Consider the following 14,145-nt stretch of genomic DNA (forward strand, 5'->3'; position numbering starts at 1 on the left):
CTTCAATTTCTCTTTTCGGGCTCACGGCCCGGGCTTTGTTGTCGGGCAAAAGCCCGGGTTCTTAATACTGGTCTTCGTAACGCTTCGCGAGATCTTCAATATTTTCTGGCGGCCATGATGGGACTTCCATACCAAGATGGAGACCCATGGAAGCCAGAACTTCCTTGATTTCGTTTAGCGACTTGCGACCAAAGTTTGGTGTACGCAGCATTTCTGCTTCTGTCTTCTGAATAAGATCGCCAATGTAAACGATATTATCATTCTTCAGGCAGTTTGCCGAGCGTACGGAAAGTTCGAGTTCATCGACCTTCTTGAGCAGAGCCGGATTGAACGCAAGTTCAGTGACCTGTTCCTGCTGTACTTCCTTCTGCGGCTCGTCAAAGTTGACGAAGATCGCCAGCTGGTCCTGCAGAATGCGTGCTGCATAAGCAACAGCATCTTCACCGGAGATTGAACCATCGGTCTCAATCTGCAGGATAAGCTTGTCATAATCGAGAACCTGTCCCTCACGGGTGTTTTCGATCTTGTAGGAAACCTTGCGAACCGGTGAGTAGAGGCTATCAACCGGGATCAAGCCGATTGGCGCATCTTCTGCACGGTTGCGGTCAGCCGGAACGTAGCCCTTGCCGGTGTTAACGGTGAATTCCATGCGGATTTCAGCGCCTTCATCCAGCGTGCAAATAACGTGTTCCGGATTGAGGATTTCGATATCGCCAACCGTCTGAATGTCGCCAGCCGTTACAACGCCTGGGCCTTCCTTGCGGACGACCATACGCTTCGGACCATCGCTTTCCATGTGGATAGCGATTTCCTTGATGTTAAGGACAATGTCCGTCACATCTTCACGAACGCCTGGGATCGATGAGAATTCATGCAGAACGCCATCAATCTGTACGGCAGTCACGGCAGCGCCGCGCAGTGAAGACAGAAGCACACGGCGCAGAGCATTGCCGAGCGTCAAGCCAAAGCCGCGTTCAAGCGGCTCAGCGACAACAGTTGCCTTTGTCTTCGAGCCGGAGGTCTGGAACTCGACCTTGTTCGGCTTGATCAATTCTTGCCAGTTTTTCTGGATCATCTAGTTTTTCCCTATCCTTGCCATGCCACCATCCAATCGTGACAATGAAGCGTGGAAACCGTAGAGGAACTGAATTTCAGCTCATACGGCCAAATCTTGTCGAAACAGATTAGACGCGGCGACGCTTGCGCGGGCGGCAACCATTGTGCGGGATCGGTGTCACATCGCGGATCGATGTAATCGTGAAACCAGCAGCCTGGAGTGCACGCAGAGCCGATTCACGGCCGGAGCCCGGTCCGCAAACTTCAACTTCGAGCGAACGCATGCCATGTTCCTGTGCCTTCTTGGCACAATCTTCAGCAGCCATCTGTGCAGCGAAAGGCGTGGATTTACGTGAACCCTTGAAGCCCTGCGCACCGGCGGAGGACCAGGCAATTGCATTGCCCTGCGCATCCGTGATGGTGATCATCGTGTTGTTGAATGTCGAATTAACGTGGGCAACGCCCGACGAAATATTTTTACGCTCGCGGCGGCGAACGCGTGTGGCTTCCTTGGCCATAGTAGTCCTTTCAGTTGATCTCGACGCCTCCGTATTTCCAGAGGCTCCACCATGGTTTCAGTTAAAGTGCGAAACCGGCACTGTATATCTCTGCACAAAGCAGAACCGGCGCAGCGAACCGCGCCGGAGTGATCTTACTTCTTCTTGCCGGCGATTGCCTTGGCAGGACCCTTACGGGTACGCGCATTGGTATGCGTACGCTGGCCACGAACTGGCAGGGAGCGACGATGACGCAGACCGCGATAGCAGCCCAGATCCATCAGACGCTTGATGTTCATCGAAACTTCACGACGCAGATCACCTTCTACATGGTAATCACGATCGATGGTTTCACGAATCTGCAATACTTCGGCATCGGTCAACTGATTGACACGACGCTCCGCAGGAATGCCGACCTTAGCGACGATTTCCTGTGCAAACTTTTGACCAATCCCGTGAATGTACTGAAGCGCGATAACAACGCGCTTATTCGTCGGGATGTTGACGCCAGCAATACGAGCCACGTCTGTTCTCCTTGTTAACCGGCAGAGCTGGGCAGTCAACGCGACCGGCCAGATGACGGGATGAAAATGATATCCGGGACAAACACAAACGATCAGCCCCGAACCTGCTTTACCGGATCGGCGCCGATCGCTTCATATCCAAGCGAATTTCCGCCGTCTTTGAAGGAATCGCTTCGAAAAGTCAACTCCTCCCGTACATTTTTGTCGAAAACTAAAGTTCCGCCAAAATCTTTTCGATTGATGCGGTGACTTCTTCGAAGTCCGCCATGCCATCAACCTTCTTCAGCTTGCCCTTGGCATAGTAATAGCCAATCAGGGGCGAAGTCTGTTTGTAGTAAGCTTCCAGCCGCGTGCGAACCGTTTCAGCATTGTCATCGGGACGCCGCTTGAATTCTGTCGAACCGCATTTGTCGCACACACCCGGTACCTTGGGCTGCTTGTTGGTGTCGTGATAACCCGTGCCACACTTGGCGCAGGTATAACGTCCGGAGATTCGCTCGACGAGCACATTGTCGTCGACCTCAAGCTCGATGACACAATCAAGCTCAAATCCCTTGTCCGACAGCATGTCCCCCACGGCATCGGCCTGAACAAGTGTCCGGGGATAACCATCAAGAATAAAGCCATTGGCTGCATCGGGCTGATCAATGCGCTCTGAAACGATCGCATTGACGATTTCGTCGGATACCAGCTTGCCGGCATCCATGACAGCCTTGGCGCGCAAACCGACATCGGTTCCGGCTTTGACTGCGTCCCGCAACATGTCCCCAGTGGAGAGCTGCGGTATCCCTAGTTTCTCTACCAAGCGCTGAGATTGAGTTCCCTTACCTGCCCCCGGTGGTCCGAGAAGTATTAATCTCATCTGTTCCGCTTCCCTCCACGGAGCTTAGACTTCTTGATAAGCCCCTCATATTGATGCGCGATCAGGTGACCCTGGATCTGTGCAACCGTATCGAGCGTGACGCTCACGACAATCAGCAGCGATGTACCGCCGAGATAGAAAGGAACGCCAGCCCAGGAAATCAGGAACTCCGGCAGCATGCAGATCAATACGAGATAGGCTGCGCCGAGAACCGTGATGCGGGTCAAAACGTAGTCGATATATTCGGCTGTACGTTCACCGGGACGAATGCCGGGAATAAAGCCGGAATGCTTCTTCAGCTGATCGGCAGTGTCCTTCGGATTGAAGACAAGCGCCGTGTAGAAGAAAGCAAAGAACACGATCATCGCGGCATAGGAAGCCATATAGAGCGGCTGGCCATGACCAAGCGAAGAAAGGATCGTCGTCGCCCAGCCCGGAAGGTTCTGGTTGTTGGCAAAGCCGGCAATGGTGGCAGGCAGGAGCAACAGCGAAGACGCGAAGATCGGAGGAATAACACCGGCTGTATTGAGCTTCAGCGGCAGGTGCGATGTATCGCCCTGGAACATGCGATTGCCCACCTGACGCTTCGGATACTGGATCAGAAGACGGCGCTGTGCACGTTCAACAAAGACGATAATACCGATGACTGCAATCGTCAGAACAATGATTGCAAGGATAATAGGCGTAGACAAAGCGCCGGTACGGCCAAGTTCCAACGTGCCGGAGATGGCCTGCGGAAGGTTGGCGACAATACCGGAGAAGATGATCAGCGAAATACCGTTGCCGATACCGCGCGCTGTAATCTGTTCACCCAGCCACATCAGGAACATGGTTCCGCCAACGAGCGTGATAACGGTCGAAAACAGGAAGAATGGTCCGGGATTGGTGACAATGCCCTGACTGCCCTGCAGACCAACGGCAATGGCATAGGCCTGAACCGTCGCCAGCAGCACCGTGCCATAGCGTGTATACTGGTTGATGACCTTACGGCCCTGCTCGCCATCTTTCTTGAGCTGCTCAAGCGCCGGAATAACCGACGTCATCAGCTGAACGATAATCGACGCGGAAATGTAGGGCATGATGCCGAGCGCAAAGATCGCCATACGAGCGACCGCGCCACCAGCAAACATGTTGAACATGCCGAGAATGCCTTGGGCCTGATGATTGAAGGCCTGGGCATAGGCACCAAGATTAATGCCGGGAAGCGGAATGTAGGTTCCGAGCCGGTAAACCAGCAATGCGCCTAATGTAAACCAAATGCGCTTTTTGAGCTCTTCGGCTTTGGAAAAAGCAGAGAAATTAAGATTGGAGGCGAGCTGTTCAGCGGCTGATGCCATAAGTAGTCTCCGGTCTGCGCCCGTCAGGCACTGACGGTCCTACCCAGATATGTGCCGTTACTGCGCCGAGCATTCCTAATCGGAATAAGGAATGCATCAGCACCAGGATTTTCCCATCATATTTACCAAAAGAACAATGCGGGATTTTTTTGGTAAATATGATCGGGCAAGACAAGATACAAGCGGCGACCCGGAAGGCCGCCGCTCATTTCATAGATTTATTCTGCAGCTGCTGCAACAGCAGGAAGCTTGACCGAACCGCCAGCCTTTTCGATCTTTTCGATCGCGACCTTGGAGGCGCCAGCAACTTCAACCGTTACCGCAGTGGTGATTTCACCACCGGAAAGCAGACGGACACCGTCTTTTGCACGGCGAATAATGCCAGCGGCTTTCAGGGTTTCAATCGTGATCGCAACCTTGGCATCGAGCTTCTTGGCATCGATAGCAGTCTGGATGCGGCCAACAGATACTTCATTGAAATTCTTCATGAAGATGTTGGTAAAACCGCGCTTTGGCAAGCGACGGTAAAGTGGCATCTGTCCGCCTTCGAAGCCGTTGATGGCAACGCCCGAACGGGACTTCTGGCCCTTCACACCGCGACCGGCAGTCTTGCCGGAGCCGGAGCCGATACCACGGCCAACACGCTTGCGAGCCTTGGTGGCGCCTTCGTTTTCACTCAGATCATTGAGTTTCATTTGATCAATCTCCGGAGTTCTTAAGCCTCGTCCACAACGCGGACGAGATGCTGAACTTTCGCAATCATGCCACGGACGGAAGGCGTATCTTCCAGAACCCGGCGACGATGCATTTTATTGAGGCCCAGGCCAACAAGCGTTGCACGCTGTTCTGCCGGACGGCGGATAGGGCTGCCGATCTGTTCGACCGTAACCGTCTTACCCTTCTTCTTCTCAACCATGACTTATATCCTTTAGTCTACAGCTAGCGGGACCGAGATCCCTGCCCTGCTGCGCCAGCTTCTGGCCTATTCTTCCGAACCGACCACGTCGCGGCGACGAGCCTGCAGTGTGGAGTACTTGATACCGCGCTGGGCAGCGATGTCCTTGGGATGCATCTGGTGCTTCAAGGCATCGAATGTCGCACGAACCATGTTGTATGGGTTCGACGAGCCGAGCGACTTGGCAACAACGTCCTGTACACCAAGCGTTTCGAAAACGGCACGCATTGGACCACCGGCGATGATACCAGTACCAGCTGTTGCTGCACGAAGCAGAACCTTGCCGGCGCCATGACGGCCATGAACATCGTGATGAAGTGTACGGCCTGAACGCAGCGGTACAAAAATCATCTCACGCTTGGCAGCTTCAGTGGCCTTGCGGATAGCTTCCGGCACTTCACGTGCCTTGCCATGACCAAAACCAACGCGGCCCTTCTGATCGCCAACGACGACGAGAGCTGCAAAACCAAAACGCCGGCCGCCCTTGACGACCTTGGCGACACGGTTGATGTGAACTAGCTTGTCAACGAATTCGCTATCGCGCTCTTCGTTGCGGCCGCGATCCTCGCGGTTCCGTTTTTCCTGTGCCATGCTCCTAATTCCTTTTTCTTTTCCGGTAGCACGAATGATAGTAGCGAAATCCGGCTTACAGGAGACAAGCCCCTGCAGTCCCGGATCTCGAAAGTGTTTGCCTTAGAAGCTGAGACCAGCTTCGCGAGCAGCTTCAGCAAGTGCCTTTACACGGCCGTGGTAAATATAGGCACCACGATCAAAGACAACTTCCTTGATGCCAGCCTTGACAGCGCGCTCTGCAACGAGCTTGCCGATCAGGGCCGCAGCATCCGAATCTGCACCGGTCTTCAGCTTGCCCTTAAGGTCAGCTTCGAGAGTGGATGCGGATGCAATAGTGTGTCCACGCGCATCATCAATGATCTGCGCATAGATATTCTTCGAAGAACGGTGGACGCTGAGCCGCGGACGGTCACCGGCAACCGCCTTGAGCTGGCGGCGAACACGCGAAGCGCGACGCTGAATGATTTCTTTCGGCGATGCCATGACACGAATTCCTTACTTCTTCTTACCTTCTTTGCGAACGATCTTCTCGCCCGCATACTTCACGCCCTTGCCCTTGTAGGGTTCTGGACCACGATATTCGCGGATCTCAGCGGCAACCTGACCAACCTGCTGCTTGTCGATGCCAGTGATGACGATTTCCGTCGGCTTCGGCACTGCAACTGTAATACCTTCCGGTACCTGGTAGACCACTTCGTGGCTGAAACCGAGCGACAGCTGGACATTCTTGCCCTGCATAGCCGCACGATAACCAACACCATTGATCTCGAGACGCTTTTCAAAACCGTCCTTAACACCTGTGAAGATGTTGACGATCATCGTGCGGCTCATGCCCCACTTCGACCGTGCGGTCTTGCTGCTGTCACGTGGATCAACGCGAACGGCGTTATCTTCGAACTTGACCAGAACTTCGTCGTTGGCGACAAAGCTCAGCTCACCCTTGGGGCCCTTGGCCTTGATGGTCTGGCCGTCAACGCTGGCGGTTACGCCTGCCGGGACTGCCACTGGTTTTTTACCGATACGAGACATTTTTCAAACCTTTTCCAGCCAGCGCTTAGAATATACGGCAGAGCAATTCGCCGCCGACATTCTGTTCACGTGCCTCGTGGTCTGCCATCACGCCCTTCGGCGTCGACAGGATTGAAATACCAAGACCGTTCGCAACCTGCGGGATCGACTTGACCGAAACGTAAACGCGACGGCCAGGCTTCGAAATACGGGTAATCTCACGGATTACTGGTACATTCTCAAAATACTTCAGTTCGATTTCGATTTCGGACTTGCCGTTTTCAAAATCAACCTGGCTGTATCCGCGGATATAACCTTCGGACTGAAGAACATCCAGAACGCGTGCGCGCAGCTTGGAAGCAGGTGTAGAAACCTTGCCCTTCTTGCGCATGATTGCGTTACGGATACGTGTCAGCATATCGCCGAGAGGATCTGTCATAGACATCTGTCTTCTCCCTTACCAGCTCGACTTCACGATGCCAGGCACCTGGCCGAGCGAACCCAGCTGGCGCAATGCGATACGCGACATTTTCAGTTTGCGGTAATAACCGCGCGGACGGCCCGATACTTCACAACGATTGCGAATACGAACCTTGGTGGAATTGCGTGGCAGTTCTGCCAGCTGGATAGTCGCGCGGAAGCGCTCATCCAGAGGAAGCGACTGATCCATCACGATTGCCTTCAAACGAGCACGCTTTGCAGCAAACTGCTTGACGAGCAAACCACGGCGCTTGTTCTTTTCGACTGCGCTAGTCTTTGCCATTTCAAATACCTCGCTACGCTTGCCGTTACTGGCGGAAGGGGAAGTTGAAGGCGCGCAAAAGAGCGCGTGCTTCATCATCCGTCTTCGCAGTCGTGCAAACGATGATGTCCATGCCCCAGATCTGATCAACCTTATCGTAGTTGATTTCCGGGAACACAATGTGTTCCTTGATACCCATGGCAAAGTTGCCACGACCATCAAAGCTCTTTGGGTTCAGACCGCGGAAATCTCGAACGCGCGGCAGCGCGATCGTGATCAGACGATCCAGAAATTCGTACATACGCTCTTTACGAAGCGTAACCTTCGTGCCGATCGGCATATTCTCACGTACCTTGAAGGTAGCGATCGAATTACGCGCCCGGGTAATAACCGCCTTCTGGCCAGCAATCAATGCCAGATCTTCAGATGCGACAGTTGGCTTCTTGGAATCAGCAGTTGCTTCACCAACGCCCATGTTAAGAACAACTTTGGTGATGCGGGGAATCTGCATCTCGTTGTCATATTTGAACTGCTCGAGAAGATCTTTACGTACCACTTCAAGGTACTGCTTCTTCAAGCGTGGTTCGATCTTTGCAGCTGGATTAGCCATCGATCTGGTCTCCCGAACGCTTTGCTACACGTACCTTGTCGCCGTTCTCGAGGACCTTGAAGCCAACACGGGTCGGCTTGCCATCCTTGGGGTCGGCAATAGCAAGATTGGACAGATGGAGCGGCGCTTCTTTCGAAATAATGCCAGCTTCCTGAGTCTGTGTCTGCTTCTGGTGACGCTTGACAACGTTGATGCCACGAACGAGCGCCTGCTCATCCTTTGGCAAAACTTTGATTACTTCGCCGGTACGACCTTTGTCCTTACCAGCAAGAACGACAACGCGGTCGCCTTTACGGATTTTCTGCATCGTCTGCTCCTTTAGAGTACTTCTGGAGCCAGCGAGATGATCTTCATGTGGTTCTTTGCGCGAAGTTCGCGCGGAACCGGTCCGAAGATACGCGTGCCGATAGGCTCTTTCTTGTTGTCGATCAGGACTGCAGCGTTCTTGTCGAAACGAATAACGCTACCATCTGCGCGACGGATGTCCTTGGCTGTGCGAACAACCACAGCCTTCATCACGTCACCCTTTTTTACACGGCCGCGCGGAATTGCTTCCTTGATCGAAACGACAATAATGTCGCCGACCGAAGCATACTTCCGCTTCGAGCCGCCCAGCACCTTGATGCACATGACACGACGGGCGCCGGAATTATCCGCGACGTCGAGGTTTGTTTGCATCTGAATCATGACTAGCCGCCTTCTTCTTGTTCAACCGGACTGGGCTTTCCTTGCCCCTCGCGATTGTTGCGTACTTACATACAGATAGTTAATTAACTCGCCGGGGCGTCTGTTACGACAACCCAACGCTTGTCTTTCGAAATCGGCTTCGATTCCTGAATGGAAACGGCATCGCCGACCTTGAACTGGTTGCTCTCGTCGTGCGCCTTGTACTTCTTGGACTGGCGCACAGTCTTCTGGAGGAGCGGGTGCGAATAGCGCCGCTCGACCTTGACCACGACGGTCTTGTCGTTTTTGTCGCTGACGACAACGCCCTGCAGAATGCGTTTAGGCATGGTTTTCTTCCTTAAGCCTTGCTCTCGACCGCTTTCTGGCGGGCGACTGTCTTGATGCGCGCTATATCACGGCGAATCTGCCTGACACGAGCGGTTTTTTCCAACTGACCGGTTGCTTTCTGGAAGCGCAGATTAAACTGCTCTTTCTTCAGGCCAGCCAACTCTTCATTCAACTGATCGAGGCTCAAGGCCCGGACTTCTGCGGATTTCATAACATCCACCCCTTATTCTGCGATGCGCTGAATAAAGCGCGTCTTGACCGAAAGCTTGGCAGCACCAAGGCGAAGAGCCTCACGAGCCACGTCTTCCGGAACGCCGTCGAGCTCAAACATGACGCGGCCTGGTGCTACACGGGAAGCCCAGTAGTCCACGGAACCCTTACCTTTACCCATGCGGACCTCGGTAGGCTTCGATGTTACTGGCACATCCGGGAAAATCCGGATCCACACACGGCCCGCACGCTTCATGTGACGGGTAATTGCACGGCGAGCGGCTTCGATCTCACGCGCGGTTACGCGGTTCGGCTCGAGGGCCTTCAGGCCGAAAGCACCAAAATTAAGATCCGTGCCGCCTTTCGACGCGCCGTGGATACGGCCCTTGAACTGCTTGCGGAACTTTGTGCGCTTAGGCTGCAGCATTGTTCTCTACTCCAAAATTCTCTTTCCGGAAAGACGCTATTTTAAGCGTTTTCGCGGCGACGGTTCTGACCCTGATGACCATCACCTTCAACAGCGCGACGTTCGGAGGCCATTGGGTCATGCTCAAGGATTTCGCCCTTGAATACCCAGACCTTGACGCCGCAGATGCCGTAGGCGGTGTGTGCTTCAGCAGTTCCGTAATCGATATCGGCACGAAGTGTATGCAAAGGCACGCGGCCTTCACGGTACCATTCCATACGCGCAATTTCCGCGCCGCCAAGACGACCCGAGCAATTGATACGAATGCCTTCTGCACCAAGACGCATGGCCGACTGAACGGCACGCTTCATGGCACGGCGGAATGCAACACGGCGTTCCAGCTGCTGAGCGATGGACTGCGCAACCAGTACTGCGTCTGTTTCCGGCTTGCGGACTTCAACGATATTGAGAGTTGTGTCCGCGTTTGTCATTTCTGACAGCTTGCGGCGCAGCTTCTCGATATCGGCGCCCTTCTTGCCGATGATCAGACCTGGACGTGCAGCATGGATCGTAACGCGGCACTTCTTGTGCGGACGCTCGATCACCACCTTGGAAATGGCAGCCTGCTTCAATTCGTCCATCAGATACTTGCGGATCTTCAGGTCTTCATGCAGCAGCTTGCCGTATTCACCGGTGTTCGCGTACCAACGCGAGTCCCAGGTCCGGTTGATGCCAAGGCGGAAGCCAACCGGATTAATCTTCTGGCCCATTATGCGGCCTCCCCTTTTTCCTCAACTTCGCGGACAACGATCGTCAGATGCGAGAATGGCTTCTCGATCCGGCTTGCACGACCGCGACCACGAACGTGGAAACGCTTCATCACGATTGACTTGCCAACATAGGCTTCAGCAACAACCAGAGCATCAACATCCAGGTCATGGTTGTTTTCTGCGTTGGCAATAGCTGATTCGAGAGTCTTTTTCACCGTTCCTGAAATGCGCTTGCGCGAAAATTCCAGATCGGCAAGAGCGGCGTTAACCTTCTTGCCACGGATCATAGCCGCCACCAGATTTAGCTTCTGAGGGCTGATACGGAGCGTACGGGCAACGGCTTTCGCCTCGTTGTCCTTAAGCTGGCGCGGAGCCTTAGCCTTGCCCATCTTTATTTCCTCTTCGCTTTCTTATCCGCGCCATGACCGTAATAGGTACGCGTCGGAGCGAATTCACCAAACTTGTGACCGATCATCTCTTCGTTGACCGAGACCGGCACATGCTTGTTACCATTGTACACACCGAAGGTCAGACCGACGAACTGTGGCAGGATCGTGGAGCGACGGCTCCAGATCTTGATAACTTCACTGCGACCGCCCTCACGTACCTTCTCAGCTTTCTTGAGAAGATAGCCATCGATGAACGGGCCTTTCCAAACTGAACGAGCCATTTCAGACTACCTCTCTTACTTCTTGCGCTGATGACGCGAACGAGCGATGAACTTGTCCGTCGACTTGTTGGAGCGCGTCTTCTTGCCCTTCGTAGGCTTGCCCCACGGAGAAACTGGATGACGACCACCGGACGTACGACCTTCACCACCACCGTGCGGGTGATCAACCGGGTTCATGGCAACACCGCGAACGTGCGGGCGCTTGCCAAGCCAACGGCTGCGGCCTGCCTTACCAAGGCTGATATTGCCGTGGTCAGGATTGGATACTGCACCGACCGTGGCAAAGCACGAACCGTGGACAAGGCGCTGTTCACCTGAGTTCAGGCGAAGGATTGCCATGCCCTGGTCGCGGCCAACGAGCTGCGCATAGGTACCGGCGGAGCGAGCAATCTGACCGCCCTTGCCTGGCTTCATCTCCACATTGTGGATGATGGTACCAACAGGGATCGACGACAATGGCATCGCATTGCCTGGCTTAACGTCTGTCTGTGCGCCAGCAATAACGCTGTCGCCAACAGCCAAACGCTGCGGAGCCAAGATGTAGCTCAACTCACCGTCTTCGTAGCGGATGAGAGCAATGAATGCGGTCCGGTTCGGATCGTATTCAAGGCGTTCAACCTTGGCAGCCACGTCATGCTTGCGGCGCTTGAAATCTACAAAGCGGTATGTGCGCTTGTGACCACCACCCTGATAGCGTGCAGTGACGCGACCGGTGTTGTTACGACCACCCTTTGAATGAAGACCTTCGGTCAAAGCCTTGACAGGCTTGCCCTTGTAGAGCTCCGAACGGTCCACAATCACCAGCTGACGCTGGCTTGGTGTGGTTGGATTATAATGTTTGAGTGCCATTGTCTTTACTCCACGGCCCCTCAGAGACCAGTCGAAACATCGATCGACTGCCCTTCGGCAAGCGTCACGACTGCTTTCTTGACATCACTCTGGCGCCCGACGATGCCGCGGAACCGCTTCACCTTGCCTTTGCGCACAGCTGTATTGACTGCAGTAACCTTCACGCGAAACAGCGCTTCGACTGCGGCCTTGATTTCCGGCTTCGTTGCCTTGCGGGCTACGTTGAAGACGACCTGGTTATGTTCAGAAACCAGGGTCGACTTTTCCGTAATAACCGGGCTGACGATCACGTCGTAGTGGCGAAGATCGGTCATTTGAAACGCTCCTCGAGAGCTTCAACTGCAGCCTTGGAAAGCACGAGCTTGCCGCGACGCAGGATGTCGTAAACATTGATGCCCTGAATTGGCAGAACATCGATGTTCGGGATGTTCGAAGCAGCACGACGGAAATTCGCATCAATCTCGGCACCGCCGATGAGAAGCGCATTTTCGAAGCCCAGCTTGGCGAACTGCGAAACAAGTACCTTTGTCTTTGCATCGGCAGAAGCCAGATCATCGATGATGATGAGTTCTGAAGCCTTTACCTTGGCAGACAGGGCATGACGGAGCGCAAGAGCGCGAACCTTCTTCGGCAGGTCATGATCGTGGCTGTGAACAACCGGACCATGAGCCTTACCACCGCCGCGGAACTGCGGAGCACGTGCCGAATGGTGACGGGCGCGGCCCGTACCCTTCTGCTTGTACATCTTGGCGCCGGTGCGTGCGATTTCCGAACGACCCTTTGCCTTGTGCGTGCCCTGCTGCTTGCGGGCAAGCTGGTAACGGACCATGCGCTGAAGGATGTCGTCGCGTGGCTCAAGACCGAAAATCTCTTCCGAGAGTTTGACCTTGCCGGCGTCTTTGCCTTCAAGTGTTGTAATTGTGAGATCCATTATTCGGCTCCCTCGGTTGTCTGAGCTACTTCTGCATCAGACACAGCTGCTGCGGTGTTTGCGGCCTGGCGAACACCAGCTGGCTTGGGAGCAGAAGCTGGCAGCGCTACCTTCATGGCATCGCGAACCAAAATCCATGCACCCTTGGAACCAGGAACAGCACCACGAACCAGAATAAGACCACGATCCAGATCAGTCGAAACAACTTCGATGTTCTGGGTCGTCACGCGGGTCTGACCCATGTGACCGGCCATCTTCTTGCCCTTGAACACTTTACCCGGGTCCTGACGCTGACCGGTCGAACCGTGAGCGCGGTGGGTTACCGAGTTACCGTGTGTGGCGCGGTGACCACCGAAGTTGTGGCGCTTCATCGAACCGGCAAAACCTTTACCGATCGATGTACCCGTCACATCAACCTTCTGACCAACGACGTAATGCTCGGCCGTGATCTCAACACCGACATCCAATAGGTTGTCAGCAGAAACGCGGAACTCAGCCACTTTCGCCTTTGGCTCAACAGAGGCCGTCGCGAAATGACCGCGCAGTGCCTGTGTTGTATTCTTTACTTTGGCCAGGCCTACACCGAGCTGAACGGCAGTGTAGCCATTCTTCTCGACTGTACGCTGAGCCACAACCTGACAATTCTCCATCCGGAGTACTGTCACCGGCACATGCTCACCTGCGTCATTGTAGACGCGAGTCATGCCCAGTTTCTGTGCAATTACACCTGAACGCATCGGTTCGTCCTTCCGTCCTCAAGCCTTACAGCTTGATCTCGACATCAACACCAGCGGAAAGATCGAGCTTCATCAGCGCGTCTACTGTCTGCGGGGTTGGGTCTACGATATCGAGAAGACGCTTATGAGTGCGCATCTCGAACTGTTCGCGGCTCTTCTTGTCGATGTGCGGCGAGCGATTAACCGTGAACTTCTCGATCCGCGTAGGAAGCGGGATCGGTCCGCGCACATTGGCACCGGTACGCTTGGCAGTCGACACGATTTCCCGCGTCGAATCGTCAAGGATCCGATGATCAAACGCCTTGAGGCGAATGCGGATGTTTTGACCGTTCATTTCATCTTTTCCTTGTTTAGCGGAGACGCCTATAACAGGCGTCCCTGCATAAAACCTTAA

General features: G+C 54.2%; 26 protein-coding genes. All 26 read right to left on the minus strand.

Features of this window, described 5'->3' with window-relative positions; genetic code table 11:
• Positions 1 to 61: 61 nt before the first annotated feature.
• The 26 genes from BLU05_RS00545 to rpsJ all read right to left on the minus strand — a co-directional run bounded on the left by BLU05_RS00545 (position 62) and on the right by rpsJ (position 14,085).
• The gene (locus BLU05_RS00545) at positions 62 to 1,075 is read right to left on the minus strand and encodes a DNA-directed RNA polymerase subunit alpha (RefSeq protein ID WP_091876973.1); all 1,014 of its coding nucleotides are present in this window, start codon (positions 1,073 to 1,075) and stop codon (positions 62 to 64) included.
• A 109-nt stretch (positions 1,076 to 1,184) separates the two neighbouring features.
• On the minus strand, positions 1,185 to 1,574 hold the full coding sequence (rpsK, locus tag BLU05_RS00550; protein ID WP_008124952.1) for a 30S ribosomal protein S11: 390 nt from the start codon (positions 1,572 to 1,574) through the stop codon (positions 1,185 to 1,187).
• A 134-nt stretch (positions 1,575 to 1,708) separates the two neighbouring features.
• Positions 1,709 to 2,077 (minus strand): 30S ribosomal protein S13, encoded by a 369-nt coding sequence (gene rpsM, locus BLU05_RS00555; protein WP_091876975.1) that lies wholly within the window; start codon positions 2,075 to 2,077, stop codon positions 1,709 to 1,711.
• A gap of 211 nt (positions 2,078 to 2,288) precedes the next feature.
• Positions 2,289 to 2,939 (minus strand): adenylate kinase, encoded by a 651-nt coding sequence (locus BLU05_RS00560; protein WP_091876976.1) that lies wholly within the window; start codon positions 2,937 to 2,939, stop codon positions 2,289 to 2,291.
• Positions 2,936 to 4,276, minus strand: a complete 1,341-nt coding sequence (gene secY / locus BLU05_RS00565) for a preprotein translocase subunit SecY (RefSeq protein WP_091876978.1) — start codon at positions 4,274 to 4,276, stop codon at positions 2,936 to 2,938. Before secY ends, BLU05_RS00560 begins: the two co-directional genes overlap by 4 nt.
• 218 nt (positions 4,277 to 4,494) lie before the next feature.
• Positions 4,495 to 4,971, minus strand: a complete 477-nt coding sequence (rplO, locus tag BLU05_RS00570) for a 50S ribosomal protein L15 (protein ID WP_091876979.1) — start codon at positions 4,969 to 4,971, stop codon at positions 4,495 to 4,497.
• A 20-nt stretch (positions 4,972 to 4,991) separates the two neighbouring features.
• Positions 4,992 to 5,192, minus strand: a complete 201-nt coding sequence (gene rpmD, locus BLU05_RS00575; protein WP_091876981.1) for a 50S ribosomal protein L30 — start codon at positions 5,190 to 5,192, stop codon at positions 4,992 to 4,994.
• 66 nt (positions 5,193 to 5,258) lie between these two features.
• Entirely contained in the window at positions 5,259 to 5,822 is a 564-nt protein-coding gene (rpsE, locus tag BLU05_RS00580) for a 30S ribosomal protein S5 (protein ID WP_091876982.1), read from the minus strand.
• A 102-nt stretch (positions 5,823 to 5,924) separates the two neighbouring features.
• A complete protein-coding gene (rplR, locus tag BLU05_RS00585; protein ID WP_091876984.1) occupies positions 5,925 to 6,287 on the minus strand; it encodes a 50S ribosomal protein L18 in 363 nt (120 codons plus the stop codon).
• 12 nt (positions 6,288 to 6,299) lie between these two features.
• Positions 6,300 to 6,833: a 50S ribosomal protein L6 gene (gene rplF, locus BLU05_RS00590; RefSeq protein ID WP_091876986.1), complete on the minus strand. Its 534-nt coding sequence runs from the start codon at positions 6,831 to 6,833 to the stop codon at positions 6,300 to 6,302.
• 25 nt (positions 6,834 to 6,858) lie between these two features.
• A complete protein-coding gene (gene rpsH / locus BLU05_RS00595) occupies positions 6,859 to 7,257 on the minus strand; it encodes a 30S ribosomal protein S8 (protein WP_091876988.1) in 399 nt (132 codons plus the stop codon).
• A 12-nt stretch (positions 7,258 to 7,269) separates the two neighbouring features.
• On the minus strand, positions 7,270 to 7,575 hold the full coding sequence (rpsN, locus tag BLU05_RS00600) for a 30S ribosomal protein S14 (protein WP_091876990.1): 306 nt from the start codon (positions 7,573 to 7,575) through the stop codon (positions 7,270 to 7,272).
• A 25-nt stretch (positions 7,576 to 7,600) separates the two neighbouring features.
• On the minus strand, positions 7,601 to 8,164 hold the full coding sequence (gene rplE / locus BLU05_RS00605; protein WP_091876992.1) for a 50S ribosomal protein L5: 564 nt from the start codon (positions 8,162 to 8,164) through the stop codon (positions 7,601 to 7,603).
• On the minus strand, positions 8,157 to 8,471 hold the full coding sequence (gene rplX, locus BLU05_RS00610; protein ID WP_091876995.1) for a 50S ribosomal protein L24: 315 nt from the start codon (positions 8,469 to 8,471) through the stop codon (positions 8,157 to 8,159). Before rplX ends, rplE begins: the two co-directional genes overlap by 8 nt.
• Before the next feature lie 11 nt (positions 8,472 to 8,482).
• On the minus strand, positions 8,483 to 8,851 hold the full coding sequence (rplN, locus tag BLU05_RS00615; RefSeq protein ID WP_068881785.1) for a 50S ribosomal protein L14: 369 nt from the start codon (positions 8,849 to 8,851) through the stop codon (positions 8,483 to 8,485).
• Positions 8,852 to 8,934: 83 nt separating this feature from the next.
• Complete coding sequence (gene rpsQ / locus BLU05_RS00620; RefSeq protein ID WP_091876997.1) at positions 8,935 to 9,177, minus strand: 30S ribosomal protein S17; 243 nt, start codon at positions 9,175 to 9,177, stop codon at positions 8,935 to 8,937.
• 11 nt (positions 9,178 to 9,188) lie between these two features.
• Positions 9,189 to 9,389: a 50S ribosomal protein L29 gene (rpmC, locus tag BLU05_RS00625; RefSeq protein ID WP_091876998.1), complete on the minus strand. Its 201-nt coding sequence runs from the start codon at positions 9,387 to 9,389 to the stop codon at positions 9,189 to 9,191.
• 12 nt (positions 9,390 to 9,401) lie between these two features.
• Positions 9,402 to 9,815: a 50S ribosomal protein L16 gene (rplP, locus tag BLU05_RS00630; protein ID WP_091877000.1), complete on the minus strand. Its 414-nt coding sequence runs from the start codon at positions 9,813 to 9,815 to the stop codon at positions 9,402 to 9,404.
• Between the two features lie 41 nt (positions 9,816 to 9,856).
• Positions 9,857 to 10,564, minus strand: coding sequence for a 30S ribosomal protein S3 (gene rpsC, locus BLU05_RS00635; RefSeq protein WP_091877002.1), 708 nt, complete (start codon positions 10,562 to 10,564; stop codon positions 9,857 to 9,859).
• Positions 10,564 to 10,953 carry a 50S ribosomal protein L22 gene (gene rplV / locus BLU05_RS00640; RefSeq protein WP_091877004.1) on the minus strand — a complete coding sequence of 130 codons (390 nt, stop codon included), beginning with the start codon at positions 10,951 to 10,953 and terminating at the stop codon, positions 10,564 to 10,566. The genes rpsC and rplV overlap by 1 nt, the downstream gene beginning before the upstream one ends.
• Positions 10,954 to 10,955: 2 nt before the next feature.
• On the minus strand, positions 10,956 to 11,234 hold the full coding sequence (gene rpsS, locus BLU05_RS00645) for a 30S ribosomal protein S19 (protein ID WP_008124912.1): 279 nt from the start codon (positions 11,232 to 11,234) through the stop codon (positions 10,956 to 10,958).
• 15 nt (positions 11,235 to 11,249) lie between these two features.
• Positions 11,250 to 12,083 (minus strand): 50S ribosomal protein L2, encoded by an 834-nt coding sequence (gene rplB, locus BLU05_RS00650; RefSeq protein ID WP_091877005.1) that lies wholly within the window; start codon positions 12,081 to 12,083, stop codon positions 11,250 to 11,252.
• 20 nt (positions 12,084 to 12,103) lie between these two features.
• Positions 12,104 to 12,397 carry a 50S ribosomal protein L23 gene (locus BLU05_RS00655; RefSeq protein WP_091877007.1) on the minus strand — a complete coding sequence of 98 codons (294 nt, stop codon included), beginning with the start codon at positions 12,395 to 12,397 and terminating at the stop codon, positions 12,104 to 12,106.
• Positions 12,394 to 13,014 carry a 50S ribosomal protein L4 gene (rplD, locus tag BLU05_RS00660; protein ID WP_091877008.1) on the minus strand — a complete coding sequence of 207 codons (621 nt, stop codon included), beginning with the start codon at positions 13,012 to 13,014 and terminating at the stop codon, positions 12,394 to 12,396. The genes BLU05_RS00655 and rplD overlap by 4 nt, the downstream gene beginning before the upstream one ends.
• The gene (rplC, locus tag BLU05_RS00665; RefSeq protein WP_091877010.1) at positions 13,014 to 13,751 is read right to left on the minus strand and encodes a 50S ribosomal protein L3; all 738 of its coding nucleotides are present in this window, start codon (positions 13,749 to 13,751) and stop codon (positions 13,014 to 13,016) included. Before rplC ends, rplD begins: the two co-directional genes overlap by 1 nt.
• A gap of 25 nt (positions 13,752 to 13,776) precedes the next feature.
• Positions 13,777 to 14,085: a 30S ribosomal protein S10 gene (gene rpsJ, locus BLU05_RS00670; protein ID WP_008124902.1), complete on the minus strand. Its 309-nt coding sequence runs from the start codon at positions 14,083 to 14,085 to the stop codon at positions 13,777 to 13,779.
• Between the last annotated feature and the right edge of the window lie 60 nt (positions 14,086 to 14,145).

The organism is Phyllobacterium sp. OV277 (assembly GCF_900104355.1).
GTDB lineage: Bacteria > Pseudomonadota > Alphaproteobacteria > Rhizobiales > Rhizobiaceae > Phyllobacterium.

Coding starts and splice junctions, on each gene's coding strand:
- rplR (WP_091876984.1), bottom strand. CDS start 6,287: ATGGCATCGCCGAAAGAAATCATTCAGCGTCGCGCTTCGCGTGTTCGC.
- rplX (WP_091876995.1), bottom strand. CDS start 8,471: ATGCAGAAAATCCGTAAAGGCGACCGCGTTGTCGTTCTTGCTGGTAAG.
- rplD (WP_091877008.1), bottom strand. CDS start 13,014: ATGGATCTCACAATTACAACACTTGAAGGCAAAGACGCCGGCAAGGTC.
- rpsH (WP_091876988.1), bottom strand. CDS start 7,257: ATGTCTATGACAGATCCTCTCGGCGATATGCTGACACGTATCCGTAAC.
- rpsN (WP_091876990.1), bottom strand. CDS start 7,575: ATGGCAAAGACTAGCGCAGTCGAAAAGAACAAGCGCCGTGGTTTGCTC.
- rpmC (WP_091876998.1), bottom strand. CDS start 9,389: ATGAAATCCGCAGAAGTCCGGGCCTTGAGCCTCGATCAGTTGAATGAA.
- rpsE (WP_091876982.1), bottom strand. CDS start 5,822: ATGGCACAGGAAAAACGGAACCGCGAGGATCGCGGCCGCAACGAAGAG.
- rplC (WP_091877010.1), bottom strand. CDS start 13,751: ATGCGTTCAGGTGTAATTGCACAGAAACTGGGCATGACTCGCGTCTAC.
- rpmD (WP_091876981.1), bottom strand. CDS start 5,192: ATGGTTGAGAAGAAGAAGGGTAAGACGGTTACGGTCGAACAGATCGGC.
- rpsK (WP_008124952.1), bottom strand. CDS start 1,574: ATGGCCAAGGAAGCCACACGCGTTCGCCGCCGCGAGCGTAAAAATATT.
- rplN (WP_068881785.1), bottom strand. CDS start 8,851: ATGATTCAGATGCAAACAAACCTCGACGTCGCGGATAATTCCGGCGCC.
- rpsC (WP_091877002.1), bottom strand. CDS start 10,564: ATGGGCCAGAAGATTAATCCGGTTGGCTTCCGCCTTGGCATCAACCGG.
- secY (WP_091876978.1), bottom strand. CDS start 4,276: ATGGCATCAGCCGCTGAACAGCTCGCCTCCAATCTTAATTTCTCTGCT.
- rpsS (WP_008124912.1), bottom strand. CDS start 11,234: ATGGCTCGTTCAGTTTGGAAAGGCCCGTTCATCGATGGCTATCTTCTC.
- BLU05_RS00545 (WP_091876973.1), bottom strand. CDS start 1,075: ATGATCCAGAAAAACTGGCAAGAATTGATCAAGCCGAACAAGGTCGAG.
- BLU05_RS00655 (WP_091877007.1), bottom strand. CDS start 12,397: ATGACCGATCTTCGCCACTACGACGTGATCGTCAGCCCGGTTATTACG.
- BLU05_RS00560 (WP_091876976.1), bottom strand. CDS start 2,939: ATGAGATTAATACTTCTCGGACCACCGGGGGCAGGTAAGGGAACTCAA.
- rpsJ (WP_008124902.1), bottom strand. CDS start 14,085: ATGAACGGTCAAAACATCCGCATTCGCCTCAAGGCGTTTGATCATCGG.
- rplP (WP_091877000.1), bottom strand. CDS start 9,815: ATGCTGCAGCCTAAGCGCACAAAGTTCCGCAAGCAGTTCAAGGGCCGT.
- rpsQ (WP_091876997.1), bottom strand. CDS start 9,177: ATGCCTAAACGCATTCTGCAGGGCGTTGTCGTCAGCGACAAAAACGAC.
- rplV (WP_091877004.1), bottom strand. CDS start 10,953: ATGGGCAAGGCTAAGGCTCCGCGCCAGCTTAAGGACAACGAGGCGAAA.
- rplF (WP_091876986.1), bottom strand. CDS start 6,833: ATGTCTCGTATCGGTAAAAAACCAGTGGCAGTCCCGGCAGGCGTAACC.
- rplE (WP_091876992.1), bottom strand. CDS start 8,164: ATGGCTAATCCAGCTGCAAAGATCGAACCACGCTTGAAGAAGCAGTAC.
- rplB (WP_091877005.1), bottom strand. CDS start 12,083: ATGGCACTCAAACATTATAATCCAACCACACCAAGCCAGCGTCAGCTG.
- rplO (WP_091876979.1), bottom strand. CDS start 4,971: ATGAAACTCAATGATCTGAGTGAAAACGAAGGCGCCACCAAGGCTCGC.